The organism is Pseudomonas sp. PDM17, from assembly GCF_014851985.1.
Lineage (GTDB): Bacteria > Pseudomonadota > Gammaproteobacteria > Pseudomonadales > Pseudomonadaceae > Pseudomonas.
On sequence record NZ_JACVAT010000002.1, the window covers coordinates 703,786 to 726,789 of the forward strand.

At 66.8% G+C, this 23,004-nt stretch carries 23 protein-coding genes; 13 read left to right on the plus strand and 10 right to left on the minus strand.

Going from position 1 to position 23,004, the window contains the following annotated elements:
* A complete protein-coding gene (locus tag IB256_RS08875) occupies positions 1 to 1,071 on the minus strand; it encodes a DUF748 domain-containing protein (RefSeq protein ID WP_192295904.1) in 1,071 nt (356 codons plus the stop codon).
* Between the two features lie 159 nt (positions 1,072 to 1,230).
* On the opposite strand from IB256_RS08875, the gene IB256_RS08880 reads away from it, so the two are divergent.
* Positions 1,231 to 1,485 carry a hypothetical protein gene (locus IB256_RS08880; protein ID WP_192402167.1) on the plus strand — a complete coding sequence of 85 codons (255 nt, stop codon included), beginning with the start codon at positions 1,231 to 1,233 and terminating at the stop codon, positions 1,483 to 1,485.
* 54 nt (positions 1,486 to 1,539) lie between these two features.
* On the opposite strand, the gene IB256_RS08885 is transcribed toward IB256_RS08880, so the two are convergent.
* Positions 1,540 to 1,770: a hypothetical protein gene (locus IB256_RS08885; protein ID WP_192295903.1), complete on the minus strand. Its 231-nt coding sequence runs from the start codon at positions 1,768 to 1,770 to the stop codon at positions 1,540 to 1,542.
* A gap of 181 nt (positions 1,771 to 1,951) precedes the next feature.
* Between IB256_RS08885 and IB256_RS08890 the strand changes: the two genes are divergently transcribed.
* Positions 1,952 to 2,269: a YgaP-like transmembrane domain gene (locus IB256_RS08890; RefSeq protein WP_081519934.1), complete on the plus strand. Its 318-nt coding sequence runs from the start codon at positions 1,952 to 1,954 to the stop codon at positions 2,267 to 2,269.
* Positions 2,270 to 2,315: 46 nt separating this feature from the next.
* Here the strand turns inward: IB256_RS08890 and IB256_RS08895 are convergent, their stop codons facing one another.
* The 6 genes from IB256_RS08895 to IB256_RS08915 form a co-directional block, all read right to left on the minus strand.
* Complete coding sequence (locus IB256_RS08895) at positions 2,316 to 2,876, minus strand: type 1 glutamine amidotransferase domain-containing protein (RefSeq protein ID WP_192402169.1); 561 nt, start codon at positions 2,874 to 2,876, stop codon at positions 2,316 to 2,318.
* A 70-nt stretch (positions 2,877 to 2,946) separates the two neighbouring features.
* The gene (locus tag IB256_RS08900; RefSeq protein WP_192402441.1) at positions 2,947 to 3,360 is read right to left on the minus strand and encodes a CBS domain-containing protein; all 414 of its coding nucleotides are present in this window, start codon (positions 3,358 to 3,360) and stop codon (positions 2,947 to 2,949) included.
* Positions 3,361 to 3,627: 267 nt separating this feature from the next.
* Complete coding sequence (locus IB256_RS08905) at positions 3,628 to 4,092, minus strand: low affinity iron permease family protein (protein ID WP_192295901.1); 465 nt, start codon at positions 4,090 to 4,092, stop codon at positions 3,628 to 3,630.
* A complete protein-coding gene (locus IB256_RS30770) occupies positions 4,073 to 4,207 on the minus strand; it encodes a hypothetical protein (protein WP_263864851.1) in 135 nt (44 codons plus the stop codon). The genes IB256_RS08905 and IB256_RS30770 overlap by 20 nt, the downstream gene beginning before the upstream one ends.
* A 168-nt stretch (positions 4,208 to 4,375) precedes the next feature.
* On the minus strand, positions 4,376 to 4,669 hold the full coding sequence (locus IB256_RS08910; RefSeq protein WP_081519931.1) for a hypothetical protein: 294 nt from the start codon (positions 4,667 to 4,669) through the stop codon (positions 4,376 to 4,378).
* A 40-nt stretch (positions 4,670 to 4,709) separates the two neighbouring features.
* Complete coding sequence (locus tag IB256_RS08915; protein ID WP_192402171.1) at positions 4,710 to 6,479, minus strand: thiamine pyrophosphate-requiring protein; 1,770 nt, start codon at positions 6,477 to 6,479, stop codon at positions 4,710 to 4,712.
* A 229-nt stretch (positions 6,480 to 6,708) separates the two neighbouring features.
* Here IB256_RS08915 and IB256_RS08920 point away from each other — a divergent pair, with 229 nt between their 5' ends.
* From IB256_RS08920 to IB256_RS08935, 4 genes are read left to right on the plus strand one after another with little or no spacing between them, the layout of a single operon-like run.
* Positions 6,709 to 7,728 carry an acyl-CoA dehydrogenase family protein gene (locus IB256_RS08920; protein ID WP_192402173.1) on the plus strand — a complete coding sequence of 340 codons (1,020 nt, stop codon included), beginning with the start codon at positions 6,709 to 6,711 and terminating at the stop codon, positions 7,726 to 7,728.
* Positions 7,725 to 8,468, plus strand: a complete 744-nt coding sequence (locus IB256_RS08925) for a PIG-L deacetylase family protein (RefSeq protein ID WP_192402175.1) — start codon at positions 7,725 to 7,727, stop codon at positions 8,466 to 8,468. The genes IB256_RS08920 and IB256_RS08925 overlap by 4 nt, the downstream gene beginning before the upstream one ends.
* A complete protein-coding gene (locus IB256_RS08930; RefSeq protein ID WP_230986162.1) occupies positions 8,465 to 9,043 on the plus strand; it encodes a methyltransferase domain-containing protein in 579 nt (192 codons plus the stop codon). The genes IB256_RS08925 and IB256_RS08930 overlap by 4 nt, the downstream gene beginning before the upstream one ends.
* Positions 9,040 to 9,699: a glycosyltransferase gene (locus IB256_RS08935; RefSeq protein WP_192295898.1), complete on the plus strand. Its 660-nt coding sequence runs from the start codon at positions 9,040 to 9,042 to the stop codon at positions 9,697 to 9,699. The genes IB256_RS08930 and IB256_RS08935 overlap by 4 nt, the downstream gene beginning before the upstream one ends.
* 19 nt (positions 9,700 to 9,718) lie before the next feature.
* Here IB256_RS08935 and IB256_RS08940 read toward each other — a convergent pair whose 3' ends face one another.
* On the minus strand, positions 9,719 to 10,504 hold the full coding sequence (locus tag IB256_RS08940) for an alpha/beta hydrolase family protein (RefSeq protein WP_192402177.1): 786 nt from the start codon (positions 10,502 to 10,504) through the stop codon (positions 9,719 to 9,721).
* A complete protein-coding gene (locus tag IB256_RS08945; protein WP_192402179.1) occupies positions 10,491 to 11,600 on the minus strand; it encodes a DUF3182 family protein in 1,110 nt (369 codons plus the stop codon). The genes IB256_RS08940 and IB256_RS08945 overlap by 14 nt, the downstream gene beginning before the upstream one ends.
* A gap of 88 nt (positions 11,601 to 11,688) precedes the next feature.
* Between IB256_RS08945 and IB256_RS08950 the strand changes: the two genes are divergently transcribed.
* From IB256_RS08950 to glgX, 7 genes are all read left to right on the plus strand, one after another.
* Positions 11,689 to 11,892, plus strand: coding sequence for a DUF2934 domain-containing protein (locus tag IB256_RS08950; RefSeq protein WP_192295895.1), 204 nt, complete (start codon positions 11,689 to 11,691; stop codon positions 11,890 to 11,892).
* Between the two features lie 370 nt (positions 11,893 to 12,262).
* Positions 12,263 to 13,792: a glycogen synthase GlgA gene (gene glgA / locus IB256_RS08955; RefSeq protein ID WP_192295894.1), complete on the plus strand. Its 1,530-nt coding sequence runs from the start codon at positions 12,263 to 12,265 to the stop codon at positions 13,790 to 13,792.
* A complete protein-coding gene (treZ, locus tag IB256_RS08960) occupies positions 13,789 to 15,534 on the plus strand; it encodes a malto-oligosyltrehalose trehalohydrolase (protein ID WP_192402181.1) in 1,746 nt (581 codons plus the stop codon). The genes glgA and treZ overlap by 4 nt, the downstream gene beginning before the upstream one ends.
* Complete coding sequence (gene malQ / locus IB256_RS08965) at positions 15,534 to 17,576, plus strand: 4-alpha-glucanotransferase (RefSeq protein WP_192402183.1); 2,043 nt, start codon at positions 15,534 to 15,536, stop codon at positions 17,574 to 17,576. Before treZ ends, malQ begins: the two co-directional genes overlap by 1 nt.
* Positions 17,569 to 20,295 carry a malto-oligosyltrehalose synthase gene (treY, locus tag IB256_RS08970; RefSeq protein ID WP_192402186.1) on the plus strand — a complete coding sequence of 909 codons (2,727 nt, stop codon included), beginning with the start codon at positions 17,569 to 17,571 and terminating at the stop codon, positions 20,293 to 20,295. The genes malQ and treY overlap by 8 nt, the downstream gene beginning before the upstream one ends.
* Positions 20,292 to 20,744 (plus strand): DUF2934 domain-containing protein, encoded by a 453-nt coding sequence (locus tag IB256_RS08975; RefSeq protein ID WP_192402188.1) that lies wholly within the window; start codon positions 20,292 to 20,294, stop codon positions 20,742 to 20,744. The genes treY and IB256_RS08975 overlap by 4 nt, the downstream gene beginning before the upstream one ends.
* A 15-nt stretch (positions 20,745 to 20,759) precedes the next feature.
* The gene (gene glgX / locus IB256_RS08980) at positions 20,760 to 22,886 is read left to right on the plus strand and encodes a glycogen debranching protein GlgX (RefSeq protein ID WP_192402190.1); all 2,127 of its coding nucleotides are present in this window, start codon (positions 20,760 to 20,762) and stop codon (positions 22,884 to 22,886) included.
* The last annotated feature ends 118 nt before the right edge of the window (positions 22,887 to 23,004 follow it).

Genomic DNA, 23,004 nt, shown 5'->3' on the forward strand with positions numbered 1-23,004 from the left:
TCAGTCGGTGGGAGCCGAGCGCTCGTAACGGGCGTTGAAGGCCTGGATGAAGGCGTTGCGCAGGATACCGAGGAAAGCCTGGAAGGCACTGATGTCCTGGCGATGGATATTGCCGTTCAGATCCACACGGGTAGCGAACTGGTCCTTGCTCTGGTTCTTCAACACCGTTTCGCCACCACCGACCAGGGCTTCCCAGATCGAACGGAACAGGCTCTTGTCCTTCTCCTCCACATCCTGCTGCCAGTTGAACACGTCGACATCGCGCAGCAGCGGTTTGATGTAGCCGCTGAGGCGACCGTTGTCCGCCTTCGCTTCGATCACCAGGGTGCCGTGGCCACGATTGAAGTCGAACTTGCCGTAGGCGGAGGCGAAGTCGTTGACCCGGCGCAGCTCCACCTCGCTGGCGCGCAAGCGCAACTGGAAGTCCTCGAAGTCGGTGAACGGGTCGAATGACGCCTCGACCTCCAACGGCGCCTGGTCGAACAGGCGCGCACGCCCCTCGAAACGGGCGACCCGCTCGCCCTTCTCGTCCGCCACGTTGGTGAGGTTGTACAGGCTTGCATTAACCGCGCTGGCAGACAGGTGCACTGGTGGATTGGACTGGTAGTTGTGGAAGCGGACGCGGCCGTCCTCGATGCGCAGCTCGTCCAGAGTGATCGGCAGCAGCTTCTCCAGCTGCTCATGCCAGTTGGTACCGGCGCCGCTCTGGGATTCCTGGCTGCTGCCGCCATCGACGAAATTCAGCTCCGGCCGCAGGAAGATCACCCGCGCCACGATCCCGTGCTCGTACCACAGCGCATGCCAGCTCACGGCAAGGTCTATGACTGGCGCATCCAGCAGCGGCACCGGCACCTTGCCGCTGACCTTGACGATCTTCAGCCCGTTGATGCGGTAGGCGCCGCGCCATAGTGCGAGGTCCACGTCGGTGATCTGGCCGTGATAATCGCCCATGCGCTCCAGTTGGCCGTTGAGGTAGTCGCGGATCACGTAGGGCAACGCGATATGCGCGACCAGCAGCAACAGCAGGATCGCCAGGATGCTCGCCATGGGCACGCTGTAGCGCCTTTTCATCCCTGCCTCCAAGATTCTCTGGCAGTGGACTGATCTGATGGCGAGCGAGTTCAGGGAATTGCTGCCGCCCGGCTGCGGCAACGGCGCGACGACGAATGATATTTAAATGCCATCATTTTGTGGTTTATTCGGGTTTTCAGGCTTTGACCCGGAGGTTGCGTGCCGCCGATTTTCAGCAAAGGCACCTACGAGCTGTTCACCCCCGGCGGGGTCGGCAAGCGTATCGGCGTGCTGCGCAACGGCCGCGTCGAGTTGCTGAGCAGCCCGGATCGCTTCCGCGTCTACGCCAACCATCTGTTCATCGAACTGGACGGCCAGGACCTTGGCGAATGCATCGGCGAGATAGACGCCAGCGGCCAGGCCCAGTGGCTGGATGGTCGCGCCCTCTTCCACGTAATACCGGTGTCCGCCTGAGGCGCGTCGCATCAGATCAGGAACAGACCGCCCGCGAGCAACGCGGCAATGGCCTCATTTCTCGGAAATGCCACTGAGGGTGATGCCGTACCGGCGCAGCAACTCGGTACTGGAGGCATCTCCGTGCTGGTCTCTTGCCGCTCCGTACTCACCGGCCGGCAGGTTCTGCCGAACCCAGCCCAGGAGGAACGCCGTCGCGTGCTCGATGCTCGGGCGCCCGTCGTGGTTCATGTCCAGCGTGCTGGTGTTGTTGTCCTTCTGGTAGCTGATCACCCATTCAGTCATAGGTACCTCCTCGGTTCGCTGCATTGCGCCTGTGCAAGTGAGTCGCCCGGCGCGCTGGAGTTGCCCCGGTGCGACAGACGGACCGACCGTCCGCGAGTCAACTCGAACCAAACGCCGCCAGCGCCTGCCTACGGAATACCGGAGGCCCTGGCGCCTTGGCATTCAGCAGCGGGAGAGCGAGATGAGCAAACAGAATCTGAGCGGATGGGAGCGAGCGGCCTCCATCGCCGCAGGCATTGCAGCAATCGGCCTGGGTGTGCGACGTGGCGGGCTGGCCGGCTGGTTGCGCGTGGGGGCTGGAGTGCTGGCTGCCAAGCGCGGCCTGAGCGGGCACTGCCAGGTGAAGGCCGCGTTGAACAAGCCGGTCCTGGAACCGTTGCGCTCCGAACGGGCCGCTGCGGTGCCCTCCCCTGGCGTGGCGGATTCGACGGTGTCGGAAGCGCGCATCGACCATGCCCTGGAAGAGACCTTCCCGGCGAGCGATCCGATCTCGCCCTGATCCTGTGCGGCACCCCGGTCGTCAGTCATGCAGTTCTCCTGTTGGGTCACGCAGCCTTGAGCGCTTCGCCCAGTGCCTCGTTGAACGCCTTCAAGTCACCGGGGTTGCGCGACGTGATCAGCGTCCAGCCCTTGGCCGGGCAAACCTCCACCTGGGCGTCGCGCCAGTCGGCGCCGGCGTTCACCAGGTCGGTGCGCACACTGGCATAGGAAGTCAGTGATTTCTCGGAGACCACACCGGCGTCGATCAGCAACCAGGGGCCGTGGCAGATGGCGGCGATGGGTTTGCCTGCCTCGCTGAATGCCTTGACCAGTCGCTGCGCGTCCGCGTCCTGGCGCAGGGTGTCGGCATTCACCGTACCGCCGGGGATCACCAGCAGGTCGTAGTCACCGGCCTTGAGGCCCTTGATCCTGGCGTCGGAGTTCACCTGGATGTCCTTCTCGCTGTCATGCACCCAGGTCTGCGCCGAACCGCCCTTCACGCTGGCATGGATGACGGTGGCGCCCTGCGCTTTCAAGGCACGCATCGGCTCGAGCAGTTCATCGCGTTCGATGCCGGCATTGGCGGTGATGATCAGGACATTCCGGCCTTGCAGATTATCAGTCATGGATAGACCTCCTCTGGGGCAGGGCGCCGCTGGGGCGCCCTGCTCGCGGATGGGTTGCGGTTGTGACGGATCAATGCGCCCGCGCCACCGAGCGCAGGAGATTGGCACTGAGCTTGTCGGCATTGCAGCTGGCGACGTTGGCCAGGGAGACGATGCCCACCAGGCGCTTCTCGCGGTTGACCACGGCCAGCCGGCGCTTCTCGATCTGCGCCATGTTCTTCGCCACATGGTCGACGGACTCGTCATCGAAGCAGTAGCAGACGTCCTCGCTCATCACTTCGCTCACCGGCGTGCTCAGGTTCAGCCCGTCAGCCAGGCCGCGCACGACCAGGTCACGGTCGGTGAGGATGCCGCTGAGGTGGTCGTTGTCGTTGACCAGCAAGGCGCCGACGTCCACCTGCCGCATCAGCAGTGCAGCCTCCTGCAGCGTGGTGTCCGGGGAAATGGTGCGCACCTCGCGGCTCATGATCTCGCGTACGACCATGGAGCTGCGCTCGGTCGAGCGGTCGCTTCGGGCTTGGTCTCTCATGACATGTCCTCCTGTGTCGTGGCTGTCGTTCGGTGGAAAGACAGTCGCCCCGATCGTTCGATGTTTCCGTCGCACCGGTCATTCAGGAGTGCATGTTCCATTGGCAGTCTTCGGTGCCAATCTGGGTGCCGTCGATCCAATGGATCGCCCCCCCAGCCCGAAGACCCGCGCTGAGTCCGCTTGGCGCCGTGGGACACCGTCGCCGCGAGGCATGACTGGATTTCAATCCCCCGGATTGCGCTCCTGCTGCTCTTCCCGGTTGGCCACTTTCTGCGGCGAGCCTTCTGTGACGTTGTTCTCCTCGCCCATTTCCTCGTAGGTCTTGCGCAGCTTCTGCAGCTCTTCGCTGCCCATGTCGTCCAGCCCCATGAGCACACGATGGGCGTGATGGGTCGTGCGCAGGAGTTCGTCGATCTTGATGTGCAGCGCGTCGGTGTCGCGGTTCTGGGTGCTCTGGATGAGGAACACCATGAGGAAGGTGATGATGGTGGTCGAGGTGTTGATCACCAGTTGCCAGGTGTCGTTGAAATGGAAGAACGGTCCGCTGAGCGCCCACCCCACCAGCAGCACGCACGCCAGGGCGAAGGTCAGCGGGCGACCGGCCCATTGCGACAGGGCCTGGGCGAAGCGCGAGAAGCTGGCGCCGGCCTTTTTCTCGTCGGGGGAGTTATTCGCCGCGTTCGACATGGACAGTGCGCTCAGGGACGGTGATGGTGACTTCGCGCGGCGGCGTCGGCTTCTCCAGGACCTTGTGCTTCCGACCGCCGGGTTTACCGGCGGAAGCAGTCCGAGGGGCGGTCATGGCGTGCTCTCCGCAATAGGGGTACCTGTCCGGTAGAGGCGGCGCCCGCGCCACGAGTTCAGAAAAACCATGGCCGGGAGCCGCGATCGGCTGAAGGCGAGTTCACGGGCATGGCCCGCTCCTGCAGGTCGTCCCACAGGATGCAAGCGCCTGCAACGCACACCCGGCTCAATACGCGTCAGGCGTCGTGCCCTTCTTCTGGGTGTTGTCGTGGTTCTTGCTCTTCTGCTTGTCCCTGCTTTCCTGGGACTGCACCTGGCTGTTGTCGTCGGTGCGGCCCTCATCCTTCTGCTTCTGCTGCGAAGCCGGCGGCGTGGGCGCCTGGCCGGGGCTCTGGCCGTGGGGTTTTTCGTTGGTCGGTACTTGGTTGGTCGCCTCGGCGGCGTAGGCTGGAATCAGTCCGATGGACAGCCAGGCCAGCAGAACGGCGGCAAAGGGCCGGGTGAGTCTGGTTTTGTTCATGGTGCGTTCTCCTCTGGTTGGATCATCAGCTCGGGTTGGATCATTTGCGCGCCAGCAACTGCCGCGCGCTCTGGCGCAGCACGCCCCAGCGGCGCGGGTCGCCGGGCAAGGCGCCGAGCAGGTTGCGCGCCTGTTCGAAGCTGATGTGCGGCGGCAGCGGCGGTACGTCGGGGTCGGTGAGCACCTCCAGCAGCACCGGGCGGTCGGATTCGAAGGCTTCCTGCCAGGCTGCGCTCAGGTGCGCGGGGTCGGTCACGCGGATGCCGCGAAAGCCCAGCAGCTCGGCATAGCGCGCATAAGGAAAGTCGATGACTTCCTGGGCAGCGGCGAACTCCGGGTCGCCGGCCAGGGCGCGCTGTTCCCAGGTGACCTGGTTGAGGTCGCCGTTATTGAGCACCAGCACGATGAAGGTCGGGTTGTCCTTCCAGCGCTTGTGGTACTGCTGCACGGTGACCAGCTCGGCGTTTCCGTTCATCTGCATGGCGCCGTCGCCGACCATGGCAATCACCGGGCGCTCGGGGTGCGCCAGCTTTGCCGCCAGTGCGTAAGGCACTCCGCTGCCCATGCTGGCCAGCTTGCCCGATAACGAACCGAGCATGCCGGGGCGCGCTCGCAGGTCACGGGCGTACCAGTTGGTGTGGGAACCACTGTCGCCCGCCAGGATCACGTCGTCCGGCAGCTGCGACGAAAGCTCCCAGAACACCCGCTGCGGGTTGATCGGTTCGGCGGGCTTCATCGCTTGCTCGCGCAGCTCCTTCCAGCTGTTCTCCACCGCCTTCTCGATACGGATGCGCCAGGTACCGTGGCGCTTGGGCTTGAGCAGCGGCAGCAGGCGCTGCAGGGTCTCCCCGGCGTCGCCCAGCAATACCTGGTCGATGGGGTAACGCATGCTGACGTTGCGCGCCTGCAGGTCGATCTGCACCGCCCTGGCCTGCCCCGGCTTGGGCAGGAACTCGCTATAGGGAAAGGTGGTGCCGATCATCAGAAGCGTGTCACAGCGCTCCATCAACTCGGCGCTGGCGCGGGTGCCGAGCAGGCCGATGGAGCCTGTCACGTAAGGCAGGTCGTCGGCGACCACCATCTTGCCCAACAGCGCCTTGGCAACACCCGCGGAAAGCGCCTCGGCCACCGCCTCGACTTCCTGGTGAGCCCCCAGCGCACCGGCACCGACCAGGATGGCGACCTTGCGCCCGGCATTGAGGATTTCCGCGGCGGCCACCAGCTCTTCCTCGCGAGCGTAGGGTCGCGGTGCGATGAAGCCGACCCCCGAATAGACATGGCCATGCTGGTGTGGCGACTTTTCCGCCGGCATCTGCTGCACGTCGTTGGGGATGATAACTGTGGCGACCTGGCGCTCGCTGCAGGCCACCCGCAGCGCACGGTCGATCACGTGGAGCAACTGGCCTGGGCTGGCCACGGTCTCGACGTAATTGCTCACGTCGCGGAACAGCGTATGCAGGTCCACTTCCTGCTGGTAGTCGCTGCCCAGGGAAGTCACCGCCTGCTGGCCGACGATGGCCAGTACCGGCTGGTGGTCCATGCGGGCGTCGTACAAACCATTGAGCAGATGGATGGCCCCCGGTCCGGAGGTCGCCAGACAGACGCCCACTTCACCGGTGAACTTGGCATGGGCGCCGGCCATGAAGGCGGCCATTTCCTCGTGACGCACGCGGATGTAGTCGAAGTCTTGGGCGCGCCGGCCGAAGGCTCCCATGATTCCGTTGATGCCGTCGCCGGGATAGCCGAAGACGCGTTGTACGCCCCACTGGGTGAGGCGTTCGAGCAGTTGGTCGGCGACCGTATGGGACATGCTTTCCTCCAGTGAATTCGCTGCGGGACTGCGCGACACAGGCATTGCGCCCCTGTCTCGACCGACCGGCCCTGGCCGGACGGGTTCAGAACAATTCGCCAGCGGCGGGGCTCAGCAAGGCTCGTCTGTCAATTGGCCGGCTTCCTTACGAACGGCACGCAGAGCCTTTGAACCCCGGCGCGGCAAAGCCAGTCCGGATGAATAAGCCCCTTCACCATCGGACCTCGCCATGACCCAGGACGGCCTGAATGCCCTGTACGACCTGCTGCAGGATTTCGAACTGCCGCCGGACGCCGATCAGCAGCAAGCCATGCTCGACCACGCCCTGCGCAGCCTGAGCGACAACGGTCTGGACCAGTTGCCGGGCCCGGGCAGCGGCGCCACGCTGCGCCGCTGGCAGGCCCTGGCAGTGGTAGCCGGCAGCGATCTGTCGCTGCTCAAGCTGTACGAGGGGCATACCGATGCCTTGGCCATCCTTGGCGAACTGGAGGGTGATCCCCTTCCCGGCACCTGGGCGGTCTGGGCAGCCGAGCCGCCGGGTGCCAGCGTGAGGATCGTCGCCCGCGAGGCCGGGTTCGTGCGCATCAGCGGCAGCAAGCCGTGGTGCTCGGGCGCCTCGCTGGTGGAGCACGCGCTGGTGACGGCCAAGGATGAGCAGGATCGCCCGCAGCTGATTGCCGTGACTCTCGGCCAGCCGGGGGTGAGGGTGGGCGATGGCGATTGGCATGCCGTCGGCATGGCGGCCACCCGCAGCGCCACGGTTGATTTCGACGGGGTACTGGCGCGCTGCGTGGGAGCTCCCCGGGCCTATCTGCAGCGGCCCGGTTTCTGGCACGGCGGCGCCGGCATAGCCGCCTGCTGGTACGGCGCCGCCAGCCGCCTGGCCAGCTACCTGCGCCATGGCCGGCCTGAAGACGTTCACGCCATGGCCCATCTGGGCGCGGTGGATGCCGCGCTGGCCGGCGCCGCCGGCGCATTGCGCGAATGCGCCAGCTGGATCGACGACAACCCGGAGGCCGACCCGGAACTGCCCGCGCGCCGCGTCCGCGCCCAGGTCGAAGGCGCGGTCGAGGCTGTGCAATGGCACGTCGGCCATGCCCTGGGCGCCACGCCCTTCTGCCGCGACCGGCGCTTCGCACGGATTGCCGCCGACCTGCCGGTACTTCTCCGCCAGAGCCACGGCGAGCGCGACCTGGCGCACCTCGGCCTGCATCTGGCCAACCAGCACCACGAACGGTGGGCGTTGTGAGTGACGCTGTCGACCTGATCGCCGGTTCGACCGGGACGCCCATCTCAGCCTGGCGGGCCAGCGGCCAGTTGGACCAACTGCCGCGAATCAGCAGTCACGAGCTGTTGCCGTCGGGCCGGCGGTTGGTGGTGGTGGCGCCGCATCCCGACGACGAGGTACTGGCCTGCGGTGGTCTGCTGTCCAGTCTTGCCGGTGATCGCGAGGGACTGCTGATCTCTGTCACGGATGGCGAAGGCAGCCACCCGGACTCGCCGCACTGGACGCCGCAGCGCCTGCGCACGACTCGGCAGCAAGAAAGCCGTCGCGCACTGGCCGAACTGGGTCTCGACCGGTCTGCATGGCGTTGGCAACGCCTGCACCTGCCGGACAGTGGCGTACAAGCCGAGGCGTTGGCAGAGGCGCTGACCGAATGGATACGACCCGGCGATCGGTTGATCAGCACCTGGCGCCACGACGGCCACCGCGACCACGAGGCCACCGGGCAGGCCTGCGCCCAGGTCGCCGCGCGCTGCGACGCCCGGCATATTGAAGCGCCGATCTGGGCCTGGCACTGGGCCTCGCCCGGCGACCCGCGCCTGCCTTGGGCCAGAGCGCAGCGACTGGATCTCGACGAAGCTGCGGTGCATCGCAAACGCCGGGCGATCGAGGCCCATGCCAGCCAGCTCGAAGGCCCCCGGCCGATCCTCGATGCACGCCTGCTGGAGACCCTGCTGCAACCCTTCGAGGTGTATTTCCTGTGAGCACACAGACCTCCAGCCATTTCGACGAGATGTTCCGTGACGACCCGGACCCCTGGTCATTCCGCTCATCCTGGTACGAGCGCCGCAAGCGCGGACTGATCCTTGCCAGCTTGCCGCGCAGCCGGTTCGTCAGCGGCTACGAGCCGGCCTGCGCAAATGGCGAGACCAGTGCCGAACTCGCCGGCAGGGTCGACTCGCTGCTGTGCAGCGACTTCAGTACCGAGGCGCTCGCCCTCGCCCGCCGACGCCTGGCCGGGCTGGAGAATGTGCGCCTGACCCGGCACTGCCTGCCTGCCGAGTGGCCGCAGGGGCGTTTCGAGCTGATCGTGCTGGGAGAGCTGGGCTATTACCTGGCGCCTGACGACTGGGCCTGCATCTGTGAGCGCGCGGCGGCCAGCCTGCAGCCCGGCGGCGTGCTGGTCGCCTGCCACTGGCGCCATCCCATCGACGGCTGCTCGCTCACGGGGGATGCGGTGCATGAATACCTCGCACGGGCAATGTCCGCTGCAGCCACGGTCAGCCATGTCGAGCGGGACTTCCGCCTGGAGTTGTGGTTCGACGAGGCTGCCGCATGATCGGGGTACTGGTGCCTGCGCATAACGAAGCGGAACTGCTCGGCGCCTGTCTGGCGTCGCTGCAACAGGCGGCACGGCATCCGGAGCTGAACGAGGAAACGGTGTGCATCCTTGTCGTGCTGGACGCCTGTACTGACGGTAGCGAAGCAGTGGCACGCGCAGCGGGTGTCTCCGTGCTGCAAGTCGAAGAACGCAACGTTGGACATGCCCGCCGCGCCGGGGCAGCGCGTCTGCTGGAACTGGGGGCCCGCTGGCTGGCCTGCACCGACGCCGACAGCAGCGTTGACCGCGACTGGCTGGTGCGCCAGCTGGCTTTTGGCGCAGAAGCTGTCTGCGGCACCGTACGCGTAGAAGACTGGTCGCCACGCCTGGAGCCGGTTCGCCTGATCTACGAGGATCATTACCAGAGCCACGAGGACCACCGGCATATCCATGGCGCCAACCTGGGCGTCTGTGCCCGCGCCTACCAGCGCGCCGGCGGCTTCCGCCCGCTGCCTGCGGATGAGGATGTGCACCTGGTCCGCGACCTGGAGCGCAGCGGCGCGCGCATCGTCTGGACGCACCAGACCTGCGTAACGACCAGCGCTCGCCGTGATTGCCGCGCGCGATACGGCTTCGGCGCATTCCTTGATGGACTCGCGGTGCCTTCTGGATGAACGAGCGGCACCATGTGGCTCAGCCGACGATCAGCCGGTTGGCCCGCTCGCCGACCACCATCTCGGTGATCCAGCGCACGAGGATGTCGGTGTAGGCGGCCTGGGACGTCTCGCTGCTCAGCGCATGGTCGGCCTGGTCGATGATCCGGTGAGTCAGCGAGTGCGTGCGCTGGAAGGCTGCGCGGTAACTCATGATGGTCGGGTGCGGGACATAGCTGTCGTGTTCCGACTCCACCAGCAGCACATCGCCGTGAAACCCGGAACAGGCCTTCAGTGCGCGGTTGCTGGCCGCCGGGATGAGGCTGGAGCGGTAAGCCATCAGGTCGTCCCGGGGCAGGTCGCGCTTGGGCACGTCCCAGTCCTCGTCGCGGTAGATCGCCGGCACGCGCAGGGCGAGCCAGCGCACAGCGCGCAACTCGGTGAGGATCGCGGCGAGATAGCCGCCATAACTGGTGCCGACCACCGCGATGGCGCTGGAGTCGATTCGCGGATGCGCCGCCAGCCGATCATAGGCGGCCAGCAAGTCGCGCAGGTTGTCTTCGCGGGTGATGGAAGCCTGCAGCCCTTCGCCAGCGCCGTGGCCGGCCAGGTCGAAGGTCAGGCAGACGCAGCCAAGCCCGGCGATACCGCGAGCCCGATTGAGATCGCGCTCCTGGCTGCCACCCCAGCCGTGCACGAAGAGTACGCCGGGTACATGAGTGCGCGGGCTGAGGAAATTGCCCTGCAGGCGCAGGCTGCCGACATCGATATCGATGCGCTCGTCGCTGGAAAACTCACGGGGAAACAGCTCGTCACGGGAAGACATAAGGCGCCACCATTGCGTACTTCATGAGGAAATCGCCGTGCTCATCCGGCCCGCGATACAGCACGCGAACGGTGTCCGGCAGGGGTTTGTCCTCGAAGATCTCGAACGTCGAGGCGCGCACCACGCACAGCGCCGGATCGGCGACGAAGGCTTCCAGCGCCGCCAGTTCCGCACCGCTGGCACCGCCGATGCGCCAGGACTGCTCCAGCACGCCCGAGCAACGCTGGCCGCGGACGTCCAGGCCCTGGGCGACGTCGTAGTTGCGCCGCGAGGCGAAAAAGGCCGGCAGCAACTGATGCGCGGCGCGGTCGAACTGCATCGCCTGGTGGATCGCCAATTTCACCGATTCCACCAGGTCCAGTGCGAGCAGGCAGTCGAAGTCGCCACGCACCACCAGCAGGTCACTCCCACCGTAAACCAGCTCACCGCGCGGATTGCGATTGCGCTGCTGGACGCCGTGATAGCTGAGCAGAACACCATTGATCATTACCTGGCCGACGCTGTGGGTTTGCGGCTCGTCGAGGTCGTCCTCGATCACCAGCCCTGCGTGGTAATGCTCGTCCTCGTAGCGGACCAGAGCCTCTGCCAGCTGATCCGTATCCGCCACGACCTGCTGGCCCTGCCCGCCCCGGCTGGCTGCCGGCTTCAGCCGTTGCGGGCCTCGCTGCAGGCGCGCACTCGCACAGCGCAAGGCGTCGTTGTGGGAGAACACACTGTGGCCATCGAGCACCAGCGGTTTCACCCGTGCGGCGAATGCGTCGCTCCAGCCGCGCGGGGTCAGGGTCGGTCGGTCGATCAGCGGGTGGACGATGGCCTTGCCGCCCTGGAAGCCGTACTGCACATAGCCGCCGAACAGGTCCAACGGGCCATGGATGCCAAACTCCTCAGCTTGTTCGCGACCTGCCACTGTGGCATCCGGCACCCAGTAGAACTGCTGGCCGGGCTGCCGGTGCGAGGGCGGTTCGGCGCGGAAGTCCAGACCCTGGATCTGCGCCAGCCAGGCGGCCAGCGCCTCGTGGGTGTGGCGGTCGGCACGCTGCGCATCCGGGTCCAGCGAGCAGGCCACGACCAGGCGTGGGCGATCGGCATCGTTCATGAATCATCCCTCGGTCAGGCTGTATGAACAACCTGACTGACACAGCAGTCATCGGTTCTACACAGATGACGAACTGCTGGAGCCGACCATGAATCAGCACCGCAACGACCAGGACCGCGAAGCACAGATACGCCAGAAGGCTTATGACCTCTGGGTTGCCGAAGGCAAACCCACCGGTCAGGCCGCCCGCCATTGGCAGATGGCGGAGGAACACCTGGGTCACTCGTTGCCCGTCGAACGCGCTCAGGAGCTGGACTACAAGGGCAAGCACAACCCTCGCCGCGAAGCGTAGCGGCAAGGCGTATTGCAACCGACGCAGAGGCCGATCGTGCATTCTGCTGGTTGCACATCGCCACGCTCCCGTCTGAATTGCTCTTCCGATCAAGCAGTTAGCGCCACGTCGAAGACTGGTACGGACCCTGCTTGCAGCAATGCCTGTCGGCCGCAGCGTTTTCGGTCGCGCCTTCTGCCCCTGCCTGATGCCCCTCCAAGCAAGCGGCTCCCGCGCTGATCGGGATGCCGCCACGTCGGTAGCGCGCGTCGGCAGAAATTCGAAACTTCACCCGTTGGGGGCCGGTCCCCCGCAGGACAGGACAAACACCACGGAGAACCACGGGGCTGACAGGAAACGCCAGTCCCCCTGACGAATCGAGGAGTCAACGATGCGTAACCAGCTGGCCGATGTGCGCCTGGAAGAAGCCACAGTCAACCTCACCCCGATCCCGTCGGCCGATGGTACGCCGCCGCAGCGGCGCAAACGGATACTCTTCGCCACCTCCGAATTCAGCGACTTCGTCAAGGCCGGCGGCCTGGGTGACGTCTCTGCCGCCCTGCCCCGCGCACTGCTCGCCGATCACGATATCCGTGTGCTGATCCCCGGCTATCCGCAGGTACTCAAGGGCGCGATCGCCTGCAAGATAGTCGGGCATCTGCCAGGTCTCGCCGCGCTGCCGGCCTGTGACATCGGCGAGCTGAAGCTGGCCGACGGGCTGGTGGTCTATGCAGTGATCTGCCCCGAGCTCTATGACCGTCCCGGCACTCCCTATGTCGACCAGAACGGCCACGAATGGGCTGATAATCACATCCGCTTCGCTCGCCTGAGCCTGGCCGCCGCCGATATCGTGGCCGGCATGAGCGCACTGGCCTGGTACCCGGATCTGCTCCACGTCAACGACTGGCCCACCGCGCTGGCGCCGGCCTACATGGCCTGGCGCGGGCAGACAACACCCAGCGTGCTGACCATCCACAATCTCGGCTACCAGGGTTCCTGCCCGCTGGGCTGCTGCGCCGAGCTGGGCCTGCCGGACTCCGCCGGCTTGCCGGGCAGCATGGAGTTCTACGGCAAACTGTCGTTCCTCAAGGCCGGTATCAGTCATGCCAGCCACATCACCACGGTGAGCGAGACGTATGCCCGTGAGATCACCGGTCCGGATCTCGGCTGCGGCATGCACGGCGTGCTTGCCCAGCGTCGTGACCGCGGCCAACTGAGCGGCATCACCCACGGTATCGACGCAGGCTGGGACCCGCTGACCGATCCGCACCTGATTGAAGGTTTCGACGCCTCGCACATTGCCGGGAAACGCCGCAATGCCGACTACGTGGAGAAGCAGTTCGGCCTGCTCCCTGGGCGCGGCCCGCTGTTTGCGGTGGTCTCGCGGCTGGTCCAGCAGAAAGGCATCGACCTGACCCTGGCGATCGCCGACGAGATGGTTGCCGCCGGTGGCCGGCTGGTGTCCATCGGCTGCGGCGAACCGGAGCTGGAGCAGGCCATGCGCGAACTCGCCGAGCGTTATCCGGGCCGGGTCGGCGTGCAGGTCGGTTTCGACGAGACCACCGCCCGACGCATCTACGCCGCCAGCGACTTCCTGCTCATGCCCTCGCGCTACGAACCGTGCGGCCTCAGCCAGATGTACGCCCAGCGCTTTGGGTCGCTGCCCATCGCCCGGCACACCGGCGGGCTGGCCGACACCATCATCGATGGCGTCACCGGCCTGCTGTTCCGCGACGAGACCCCCGCCAGCTACTTCGACGCCGTGCGCCGCGCGCTGAACATCTACCGCTACCCCGAACTGCTGCACGCCATGCGCTGCAAGGCCATGGAGTCACCGCTGCCCTGGGACGAAGCCGTGCGTCCCTATACCTCCCTCTACCAGCGCCTGTTGCAACGGGTGCCGGCGCAGGCCGTGCGATGACGTTGCAGCACGGCGCGATGACCCTGCCCGACGGCAAGGTGCGGTTTTCGCTGTGGGCGCCGGATGCGCAGCGCGTCGAGGTGGAACTGGGCGGTGGCAAACGCCACGATCTGGAAAAGATCGAGGACGGCTGGTTCAGCGCCGAGGTTCCAGCCATCGTCGGGCAGACCTACCGCTACCGCATCGACCACGACCTGCAGGTTGCGGATCCGGCTTCGCGGGACCAGGCCGGTGGTGTCGAAGGCGAAAGCCGTGTGGTCGACTCCGGCGCCTACCGCTGGCTGTACCCGAACTGGCGCGGCCGCCCCTGGCACGAAGCGGTGATCTACGAAGTCCACGTCGGACTGTTCGATGGGTTCTCGGCGTTGCAGGGGCGACTGGAAGAGCTGGCCGCGCTGGGTATCACCGCCATCGAACTGATGCCGCTCAATGCCTTCCCCGGTCGGCGCAACTGGGGTTATGACGGTGTGCTGCTCTACGCGCCGTCGTGTGCCTATGGCGATCCGGACAATCTGCGCCGACTGATCGACACGGCCCACGGCCTGGGGCTGATGGTGTTCATCGACGTGGTCTACAACCACTTCGGCCCGCAGGGCAACTACCTCGGCCGCTACGCCAGCGCCTTCTTTCGCGCCGACCAGCAGACGCCCTGGGGCCCGGCCATCGACTTCCGCCATCCGGCGGTGCGCGAGTTCTTCATCGGCAACGCCGAAATGTGGGTGCGCGAGTACCGCGTGGACGGCCTGCGAATCGACGCCGTGCACGCCATCTCCGACAAGGGCTTCCTTCTTGAACTGGCCGAACGCGCCCGCCGGGCCACCGAAGGCCGTGAGCTGCACCTGATCCTGGAGAACGAAAACAATGAGGCCAGCCTGCTGCAGGGCGAGCGTGGCTTCGACGCCCAGTGGAACGACGACCTGCACCACTGCCTGCACGTCCTGCTCACCAGCGAGAACGAAGGCTACTACGTCGACTACTCGCACACCCCGATCGAGCAGTTGTGCCGCTGCCTGCGCGAGGGCTTCGCCTTCCAGGGGGAGACCGACTACCGCGGCATCGCCCGCGGCGAGCCCAGCGACCAGCTGAGTCCTCAGGCCTTCGTGGCCTTCCTGCAGAACCACGACCAGGTCGGCAACCGTGCGCTGGGCGAGCGCCTCACCACCCTGGCGCGCACGGACCAGCTGCGCGCGGCCAGTGCGCTGGTATTGCTCGGCCCCATGGTGCCGATGCTGTTCATGGGCGAGGAATGGGGCGAGCAACAGCCCTTCCTGTTCTTCACCGACTACCAGGGCGAATTGGCGCGGGCTGTCACAGAAGGCCGGCGCGAAGAGTTCAGGCGCTTCAGCCGATTTTCCTCGCCGGGCGCGGCCGCCTGGATTCCCGATCCCAATGACTACCAGACCTACGTGGCTTCCCGGCCTCGTCCCGAGCAGGGTGACGACACCTGGCGAGCGCACTGCCGGCAGCTGCTGGCGCTGCGTCAGCGCTGGCTGACACCCCACCTGCCCGGCACCCGCGCACTGGATGCGCAACCGCTGGCCGAGCGTGCGCTGAGCGCGAAATGGCGGCTCGGTGACGGCAGCCTCTGGCGCATCGACCTCAACCTCGGCTCGGACGACGTCGCCATCGAACCGCCGGGCGAAGGCGCCCAGGTGCTGTTCTGCTGTGGCCAGGGTGTGGCGCACTACCGCCACGGCTGGCTGGGCGCCGCCGCGTTGGTCGCCAGCCTGGAGACGACCTGATGAGCGATGCGCAACTGGAGCGCCTGGCCAGCGAAGCGGGCCTGGCCATCGACTGGATGGATGCCGACAACCGCCCGCAGCGCCTGACCGCCGAGGTGCAGCGCTCTGTGCTGGAAGCGCTCGGCTTTCCGGCGCGGAGCCCGGAGCAGATTCGCCAGAGCCTGGATGCGCTGGAGCGCCGCCAGGCAGAGCTGCCACCGCTGATTACCGCCGACCAAGGGCAGCCGATTGCCGTTCCGGTGCCACCCGGGAGCCGCTACAAGCTGTTCAACGAAGACGACAGCGGCCACAGCGAAGGCCAGGTCGACGAACACGGACAATTACCCGCGATCGAGCAATCGGGCTACTACCCCCTGCACCTGGGCGAGCGGGAAATCATCCTTGCCGTGGCGCCCCCGCGTTGTCCGTCGGTGGCGCAGTATTGTGGCGGAAGGCAGCGTGTCTGGGGCCTTTCCGCGCAGCTGTACTCCCTGCGCCGCGAGCAGGACGGTGGCGCCGGCGACATCGCCGCCCTCGCCCAACTGGTGCGTGCGGCAGCCGGGCACGGCGCGGATGCCATCGCCATCAGTCCGGTTCACGCCATGTTCCCCGCCTCGCGGCAGATCTACAGCCCCTATTCGCCGTCGAGCCGGCTGCTGTTCAACGAACTCTATGCCGCCCCGGGGCTGGTACTGGGCGATGAACCGGTACGTGAGGCGCTCGCCGCCGCCGGACTGGGAGCCGAACTCGCGCGCCTGCAAGCGCTGCCGCTGATCGACTGGCTGGGCGTCGCCCACCTGCGCGACCGGCTGCTGACGCAGCTCTACGGGCAGTTCCAGCACGACGCGGGCGAGCTGCATGAAGACTTCCTCGCCTTCCGCAATCTCGGTGGCGCCGAACTGCTGCAGCATTGCTGCTTCCAGGTCCTGCAACTGCGCCGCGCCGAAGCTGGCGACGGGCTGGACTGGCGGTTCTGGCCCGAGGATTACCGTAACGCCGGCAGCACCGAGCTGGGCCATTTCATGGTCGACGAAGAACAGGCGATCAGCCAGCAGGCGTTCGGCCAGTGGCTGATCGCCCGCGGCCTGCGGCAGGTGCAGACCGACGCGAAAGCCGCCGGCATGGGCATCGGCCTGATCGCCGACCTCGCGGTGGGTGCCGAACCGTCCGGCAGCCAGGCCTGGATGCGCCAGGATGAACTGCTTACCGGCGTCAGCGTCGGCTGCCCGCCGGACATCCTCAACCGCGCCGGGCAGAACTGGGGCATCTGCGCCTTCTCCCCGGACGGTTTGCGGCGCAATGGCTTCCGCGCCTTCATCGAGATGTTGCGGGCGAACCTGCGCTACGTCGGAGGTCTGCGTATCGATCACATCCTCGGCCTGCGCCGGCTCTGGGTAATTCCAGCCGGCGCGGAGCCACAGGACGGCGCCTACCTCGATTATCCGATCCAGGACCTGTTGCGGCTGATCTGCCTGGAAGCCGAACGCGCCCAGGCAATCATCATCGGCGAGGACCTCGGCACCGTGCCACCGGGGCTGCGCGAGGCACTGGCCGAGCGCGGCATCCTGGGCATGCGCGTGCTGCTGTTCGAGCAGCAGCACGGCCGCTTCTTCGCACCGGCACAGTGGCCAGACAACGCCCTGGCCACCAGCACAACTCATGACCTGCCGACCCTGGAGGGCTGGCAGAAAGGCCGCGACATCGACTGGCGCGAGCAGCTCGGCCAGCGCAGCCGCGAGACCGCCGCGGACGAGCGCAATACCCGCCAGCACGAGTCCTTCGCCCTGCGCCGGGCCCTGGGCGAGAACCAGATCCAGTCAGATCCGGTGCTGGACGGCGCCATCGAGTTCCTGGGGGTCACGCCTGCGCCGTTGGTGTTGCTGCCGCTGGAAGACGCCCTCGCCTGCATCGAGCAGCCCAACCTGCCAGGGCCCGGCGATGCGCATCCGAACTGGCGACGGCGCTTCGAGCGCAACGCCGCAGAGTTGCTCGACGACCCGCAAGTGCGTGCGCGCATGGAACGCCTTCGCCGTGCGCGTGACGGAGGGCGTGAACATGGCTGAAATCCGCGCCACCCTGCGCCTGCAGTTCCACCGGGAGTTCACCCTGGATGACGCCCTGCCCTGGCTGGACTACTTCTCGCGGCTCGGCATCAGCCACCTGTATGCCTCACCTCTACTGGCTGCGCAGCCGGGCTCGATGCACGGTTATGACTCCGTGGACCCGACCCGCATCAGCGAGGAGCTGGGCGGCGAGCCAGCGCTGCGCCGGCTGGTGGCGGGCCTTCGGCAGAACGGCATGGGGCTGATCGTCGACACCGTGGCCAACCACATGCGTATCGGCGACGCCAATCCCTGGTGGCAGGACGTGCTCGAGTGGGGCCTGGACAGCCCCTATGCGCACTTCTTCGACATCCGCTGGCACAGCGACGACCCGCTGCTGGACCAGCAGGTGCTGCTGCCGTGCCTGGGTGAGGACTATATCGACGAGGTGACCGCGGGGCGCATCTGCCTGGATTACGACAACGCCAGCGCGCGCTTCCTGCTGCGCTACGGCGAGCAACGATTCCCGGTCTGCCCGTCCAGCTACGGAATGATCCTCTGCCACACCGAATGCCCCGAGTTGCTGGCCCTGGCGCCGCGCTTCGTCGAGTTGCACCACCACCCGCTGGGCCGTCATCTGGCGCAGGCGCTCTGCCGGGAAGCGGCCGCTCCGCTTGCCGACAGCGGACGGCTCACCACTCTGCTGGCGTCCTACCGCCAGGATTGGCACAGCCTGCACCGACTGATCGAGCAGCAGCATTACCGCCTGGCCAACTGGCGGGTGGCGGCGGACGACATCAACTGGCGGCGTTTCTTCGACATCAATGAACTGGTAGGCCTGCGCGCCGAACACCCGGACGTCTTCCAGGCCAGCCACACCTACCTGCTGCAACTGATGGATGAAGGGCTGATCGACGGCCTGCGCATCGACCATGCGGACGGCCTCGCCGACCCGCGCGGTTACTGCCGACGCCTATGGCGAGCCACCCGCGGCGCACCGGTCTACGTGGAAAAGATCCTCGGCCCCGGCGAAGCCCTGCCGGCGGACTGGAAGGTGCAAGGCACCACCGGGTACGACTTCATGAACCAGGTGTCGCAGCTGCTGCACGACGCCCACGGCGAGTCGCTGTTGCGCCACCTGTGGCTGGAGGTCAGCGGCCGGCAGGACGGATTCACCGAGGAAGTCCGCCAGGCGCGCAAACATGTGCTGGCCTCGCTGTTCGCGGGCGACGTCGAAGGCCTTGCACTGCAGCTCTGGCACATCGCTCGGTTCACCCTGGCCAGCCGCGACATCCCCTTGGGCTCGATCCGCCGCGCGCTGTTCCAGTTGCTCGTCGCCTTCCCCGTCTATCGCACCTATGCCGACGCACTGGGCCGCTCCGAGCAGGACGAACACTTCTTCAGCCAGGCGCTGGAACAGGCCCAGCAACACCTGGAACCGGGCGACCAGCGCACCCTCGGCTGGCTCGATCGCATGCTCGGCGGCGAGGCGCTGCGCAACCAGCCGCCCGGCCCGATGCGGCAGTTGCGCAAACTGGCACTGGACCGATTCCAGCAGCTCACACCACCGATCGCTGCCAAGTCCCTGGAGGACACCGCCTGCTACCGCTCGGCGGCAGCGCTGGGGCGCAACGATGTCGGCTTCGATCCGCAGACCCTCGGGGGCGATACGGACGCCTTCCACCTCGCCTGCCTGAAGCGCCTGCGCAACTTCCCCCGCGCCATGCTGGCCACCGCGACCCACGACCACAAGCGCGGCGAGGACTGCCGGGCGCGCCTGGCGGTGCTCAGCGAGCGCGCCGGGTGGTTCGCCGAGCGGGCCTGGAGCTGGTGGAAACTCGCCGCGCCGCTGCGCCAGCACATCGCCCGTGGCCCCGCGCCCAGTGGCGGCGACGAACTCATCCTCTACCAGTGCCTGCTCGGCAGCTGGCCGCTGGAACTCGACACCGACGACGCGGAAGGCCTGCGCGAGTATCACCGGCGCATCGAGCAATGGCAGCGCAAGGCGATTCGCGAGGCCAAGCTGGACAGCGACTGGAGCGCGCCCAACGAAGCCTACGAACGCGTCTGCGGCGAATTTCTCGCCGGCATCCTGCTGGCGGACGACGGCGCAGCGCTGCGCCGGTCCATCGCCGAAGCAGCACGCAGCCTGATGCCGGCCGGAGCGCTCAATGGACTGACTCAGTGCGTGCTGCGCAACACCACGCCCGGGGTTCCGGATCTCTACCAGGGTTGTGAGCTCTGGGACTTCAGCCTGGTCGACCCGGACAACCGGCACATCCCGGACTTCGCCAGCCTGGAGACCACGCTGGACGGCCCGCCGGATTGGCCCGCGCTGCTGCGCGACTGGCGCACTGGCCGCATCAAGCAGGCGCTGCTCGCTTGGGCCCTCGGGCTGCGCAAGCGCTGGCCGGCACTCTTCGCAGCTGGCGACTACCTGCCGCTGGAAGCACGCGGCGAGCACGCCGCACAGGTCGCCGCCTTCGTCCGCAGCCACGCCGGCCAACACCTGCTGGTCGTGGTGCCGCGCTGCGTAGCCGGGCTCCTCGGCGACTCTTCACTGCCGCAGGTGCCACCAGCGCGCTGGACGGACACGCGCCTGCACCTGCCTTCCTCGCTGGCCGCCATCCGCTGGAACGGGCTGGCTGGCCCGCTCGAACCGCACAACGGGGAACCCCGCCTGGCTGAGCTGCTCGGTGAGACCCCGGTCAACCTGCTCATATCCGGAGGTGAACGATGAAGGTCAATGAGCGAAGAGTCCGCGAACTGGCCTACCAGATCTGGGAGTCCGAGGGGCGCCCGGAAGGCCAGCATGACCGCCACTGGCGCATGGCGCGCAGCCTCGCCGAAGCCGAGGCAGGAAATGCCGATGGTACGCAGGAGCCGGTAAAACCCCGCTTCGAGGGGGACAAGGAACCGGAGAAGCCCGCCCTCCTCCAGGAGCCGCCACGGCGCAAGGGCCGGCTGCCCAAGGCAGACCCGGAAGTGCCGGACCAGGACGAAGGCGAAACCGTGACGCCGACACCGCCGGAGGCCGAGCGCAAGTCCCCGGCCAAGGCCAAGCCGACCAGAAGTGCGCCGACCGTGACGCCCACTGCCAAGGGCAAGCCCAAGCCCAGCCCGGCCGAGGCAGCGACTCCCGGCAACCCAGCGGCGCCCAAGCCACGCACGAAGAAGCAGAGTATCTGACCCCAGGAGCCGGCCATGACCCGACGAGCACAGTCCCGCGTCACCGAAGGCCGCCCCTTCCCGCTGGGGGCCACCTGGGATGGCCTGGGCGTCAACTTCGCGCTGTTCTCCGCCCACGCCACGCGGGTCGAGCTGTGCCTGTTCGATGCCCAGGGCAAGCACGAAATCGAGCGCATCGAGCTGCCCGAATACAGCGACGAGATCTGGCACGGCTACCTGCCCGATGCCCATCCGGGGCAGATCTACGGCTATCGCGTGCATGGCCCCTATGAACCCGACGCGGGGCACCGCTTCAACCCCAACAAGCTGCTGATCGATCCTTATGCGCGGCAGCTGGTGGGTGAACTTAAATGGTCCGAATCGCTGTTCGGCTACACCATTGGCTCGCCGGATGCGGATCTCAGCTTCGACGAGCGCGACAGCGCGGCATACGTCCCCAAGTGCAAGGTCATCGATCCGGCCTTCACCTGGGGGGAGCAACAGCCGGTGCGCGTGCCCTGGGACGAGACTGTCATCTACGAAGCCCACCTGCGCGGCCTGAGCATGCGCCACCCCGCGGTGCCCGAGCGCCTGCGCGGCACCTGCGCCGGTCTGATGAACAGCGAGCTGCTGCAGCACCTGCGACAGCTGGGCATCACCAGCCTGGAACTGCTGCCGGTGCATGGCTTCCTCGACGACAAGCACCTGCTGGAAAAGGGCATGAGCAACTACTGGGGCTACAACAGCATCGCCTTCTTCGCGCCCCAGGCCCGCTACCTTGCCAGCGGCCACGTCAACGAGTTCAAGGAAATGGTCGCGCACCTGCACGCCGCCGGTATCGAGCTGATCCTCGACGTGGTCTACAACCACACCGCCGAAGGCAACGAGCTGGGCCCGACCCTGTGCATGCGCGGGATCGACAACGTCTCCTACTACCGCCTGCAGGCCGACAACCGCCGCTACTACGTCAACGATTCGGGCACTGGTAACACCCTCGACCTGAGCCACCCGTGCGTGCTGCAGATGGTCACCGACTCGCTGCGCTACTGGGCCACGGAGATGCGCGTAGACGGGTTCCGTTTCGACCTGGCGTCGATCCTCGGGCGCTACGCCGACGGTTTCGACGAACGCCACAGCTTCCTCGTCGCCTGCCGCCAGGACCCGGTGCTCAGCCACCGCAAGCTGATCGCCGAGCCCTGGGACTGCGGCCCCGGCGGCTACCAGGTGGGCGGCTTCCCGCCCGGCTGGGTGGAGTGGAACGACCGCTTCCGCGACACCGTGCGCAGCTTCTGGCGTGGCGATGAAGGCCAGCTGCCGGACTTGGCGCGGCGTCTCACCGCCTCGGGCGACCTCTACGACCAGCGTGGCCGGAGGCCCTATGCCTCGGTGAACTTCATCACTGCCCACGACGGGTTCACCCTGCGCGACGTGGTCACCTACGACCACAAGCACAACCAGGCCAACGGTGAGGACAACCGCGACGGCCACGACGACAACCGTTCCTGGAACCACGGCGTCGAAGGCCCTACCGACGACGAGGGCATCCGCCGCCTGCGCGTGCAGCAGATGCGCAACCTGATCGCCACGCTGCTGCTCTCCCAGGGCACGCCCATGCTGCTGGCCGGTGACGAGTTCAGCCGCACCCAGCAGGGCAACAACAACGTCTACTGCCAGGACAACGAACTGGGCTGGGTGGACTGGAACCTCGACGACGAAGGCCACGAATTGCTGGCCTTCACCCGCCGGCTGATCCGCCTGCGCCAGGCCTACCCGATCCTGCGGCGCGGGCGCTTCCTGGTGGGCGAGTATAACGAGGGCCTGGGGGTGCGTGACGTCACCTGGCTCGCGCCCGAGGGCGAGGAAATGACCGAGGATCGCTGGCACGACCCGCAACGGCGCAGTCTCGGCATGCTCATGGACGGTCGCGCGCAACCCACGGGCATCCGCCGCAGCGGCGGTGACGCCACCCTTTTGCTGCTGCTGAACGCCGGGCACGAGGGTCTCGATTTCATCCTTCCGGAGACTGCCCAGGGCCGCGACTGGCAGTACCTGCTGGACAGCGCCGAACCGCAGGAGCACGGGCAGAACTGGGAGTTCGGCGCCGCCTACCCGCTAAGCGCTCGTTCGCTGGCTTTGCTCGCTCTGCGTCGCAGCGACGACTGACCGTCGGGCAATCCGGCTGAACGTCGCCCGCGTGGCTCAGTCGGAACCAGTAGACGCGGAGGCCCGAAATCGCCAAGGGCAGGCCCGGCGTCGGAATATTCACTCCATGGGGAGGAGG

What these genes read in the sequence shown, in the direction of transcription:
- malQ (WP_192402183.1), top strand. Translation starts at nt 15,534, where the DNA reads ATGAGCGATGCGCAACTGGAGCGCCTGGCCAGCGAAGCGGGCCTGGCC.
- IB256_RS08950 (WP_192295895.1), top strand. Translation starts at nt 11,689, where the DNA reads ATGAATCAGCACCGCAACGACCAGGACCGCGAAGCACAGATACGCCAG.
- treZ (WP_192402181.1), top strand. Translation starts at nt 13,789, where the DNA reads ATGACGTTGCAGCACGGCGCGATGACCCTGCCCGACGGCAAGGTGCGG.
- treY (WP_192402186.1), top strand. Translation starts at nt 17,569, where the DNA reads ATGGCTGAAATCCGCGCCACCCTGCGCCTGCAGTTCCACCGGGAGTTC.
- IB256_RS08875 (WP_192295904.1), bottom strand. Translation starts at nt 1,071, where the DNA reads ATGAAAAGGCGCTACAGCGTGCCCATGGCGAGCATCCTGGCGATCCTG.
- IB256_RS08975 (WP_192402188.1), top strand. Translation starts at nt 20,292, where the DNA reads ATGAAGGTCAATGAGCGAAGAGTCCGCGAACTGGCCTACCAGATCTGG.
- IB256_RS08905 (WP_192295901.1), bottom strand. Translation starts at nt 4,092, where the DNA reads ATGTCGAACGCGGCGAATAACTCCCCCGACGAGAAAAAGGCCGGCGCC.
- IB256_RS08920 (WP_192402173.1), top strand. Translation starts at nt 6,709, where the DNA reads ATGACCCAGGACGGCCTGAATGCCCTGTACGACCTGCTGCAGGATTTC.
- IB256_RS08900 (WP_192402441.1), bottom strand. Translation starts at nt 3,360, where the DNA reads ATGGTCGTACGCGAGATCATGAGCCGCGAGGTGCGCACCATTTCCCCG.
- IB256_RS08915 (WP_192402171.1), bottom strand. Translation starts at nt 6,479, where the DNA reads ATGTCCCATACGGTCGCCGACCAACTGCTCGAACGCCTCACCCAGTGG.
- IB256_RS08935 (WP_192295898.1), top strand. Translation starts at nt 9,040, where the DNA reads ATGATCGGGGTACTGGTGCCTGCGCATAACGAAGCGGAACTGCTCGGC.
- IB256_RS08885 (WP_192295903.1), bottom strand. Translation starts at nt 1,770, where the DNA reads ATGACTGAATGGGTGATCAGCTACCAGAAGGACAACAACACCAGCACG.
- IB256_RS08910 (WP_081519931.1), bottom strand. Translation starts at nt 4,669, where the DNA reads ATGAACAAAACCAGACTCACCCGGCCCTTTGCCGCCGTTCTGCTGGCC.
- IB256_RS08890 (WP_081519934.1), top strand. Translation starts at nt 1,952, where the DNA reads ATGAGCAAACAGAATCTGAGCGGATGGGAGCGAGCGGCCTCCATCGCC.
- glgA (WP_192295894.1), top strand. Translation starts at nt 12,263, where the DNA reads ATGCGTAACCAGCTGGCCGATGTGCGCCTGGAAGAAGCCACAGTCAAC.
- IB256_RS08940 (WP_192402177.1), bottom strand. Translation starts at nt 10,504, where the DNA reads ATGTCTTCCCGTGACGAGCTGTTTCCCCGTGAGTTTTCCAGCGACGAG.
- glgX (WP_192402190.1), top strand. Translation starts at nt 20,760, where the DNA reads ATGACCCGACGAGCACAGTCCCGCGTCACCGAAGGCCGCCCCTTCCCG.
- IB256_RS08895 (WP_192402169.1), bottom strand. Translation starts at nt 2,876, where the DNA reads ATGACTGATAATCTGCAAGGCCGGAATGTCCTGATCATCACCGCCAAT.
- IB256_RS30770 (WP_263864851.1), bottom strand. Translation starts at nt 4,207, where the DNA reads ATGACCGCCCCTCGGACTGCTTCCGCCGGTAAACCCGGCGGTCGGAAG.
- IB256_RS08945 (WP_192402179.1), bottom strand. Translation starts at nt 11,600, where the DNA reads ATGAACGATGCCGATCGCCCACGCCTGGTCGTGGCCTGCTCGCTGGAC.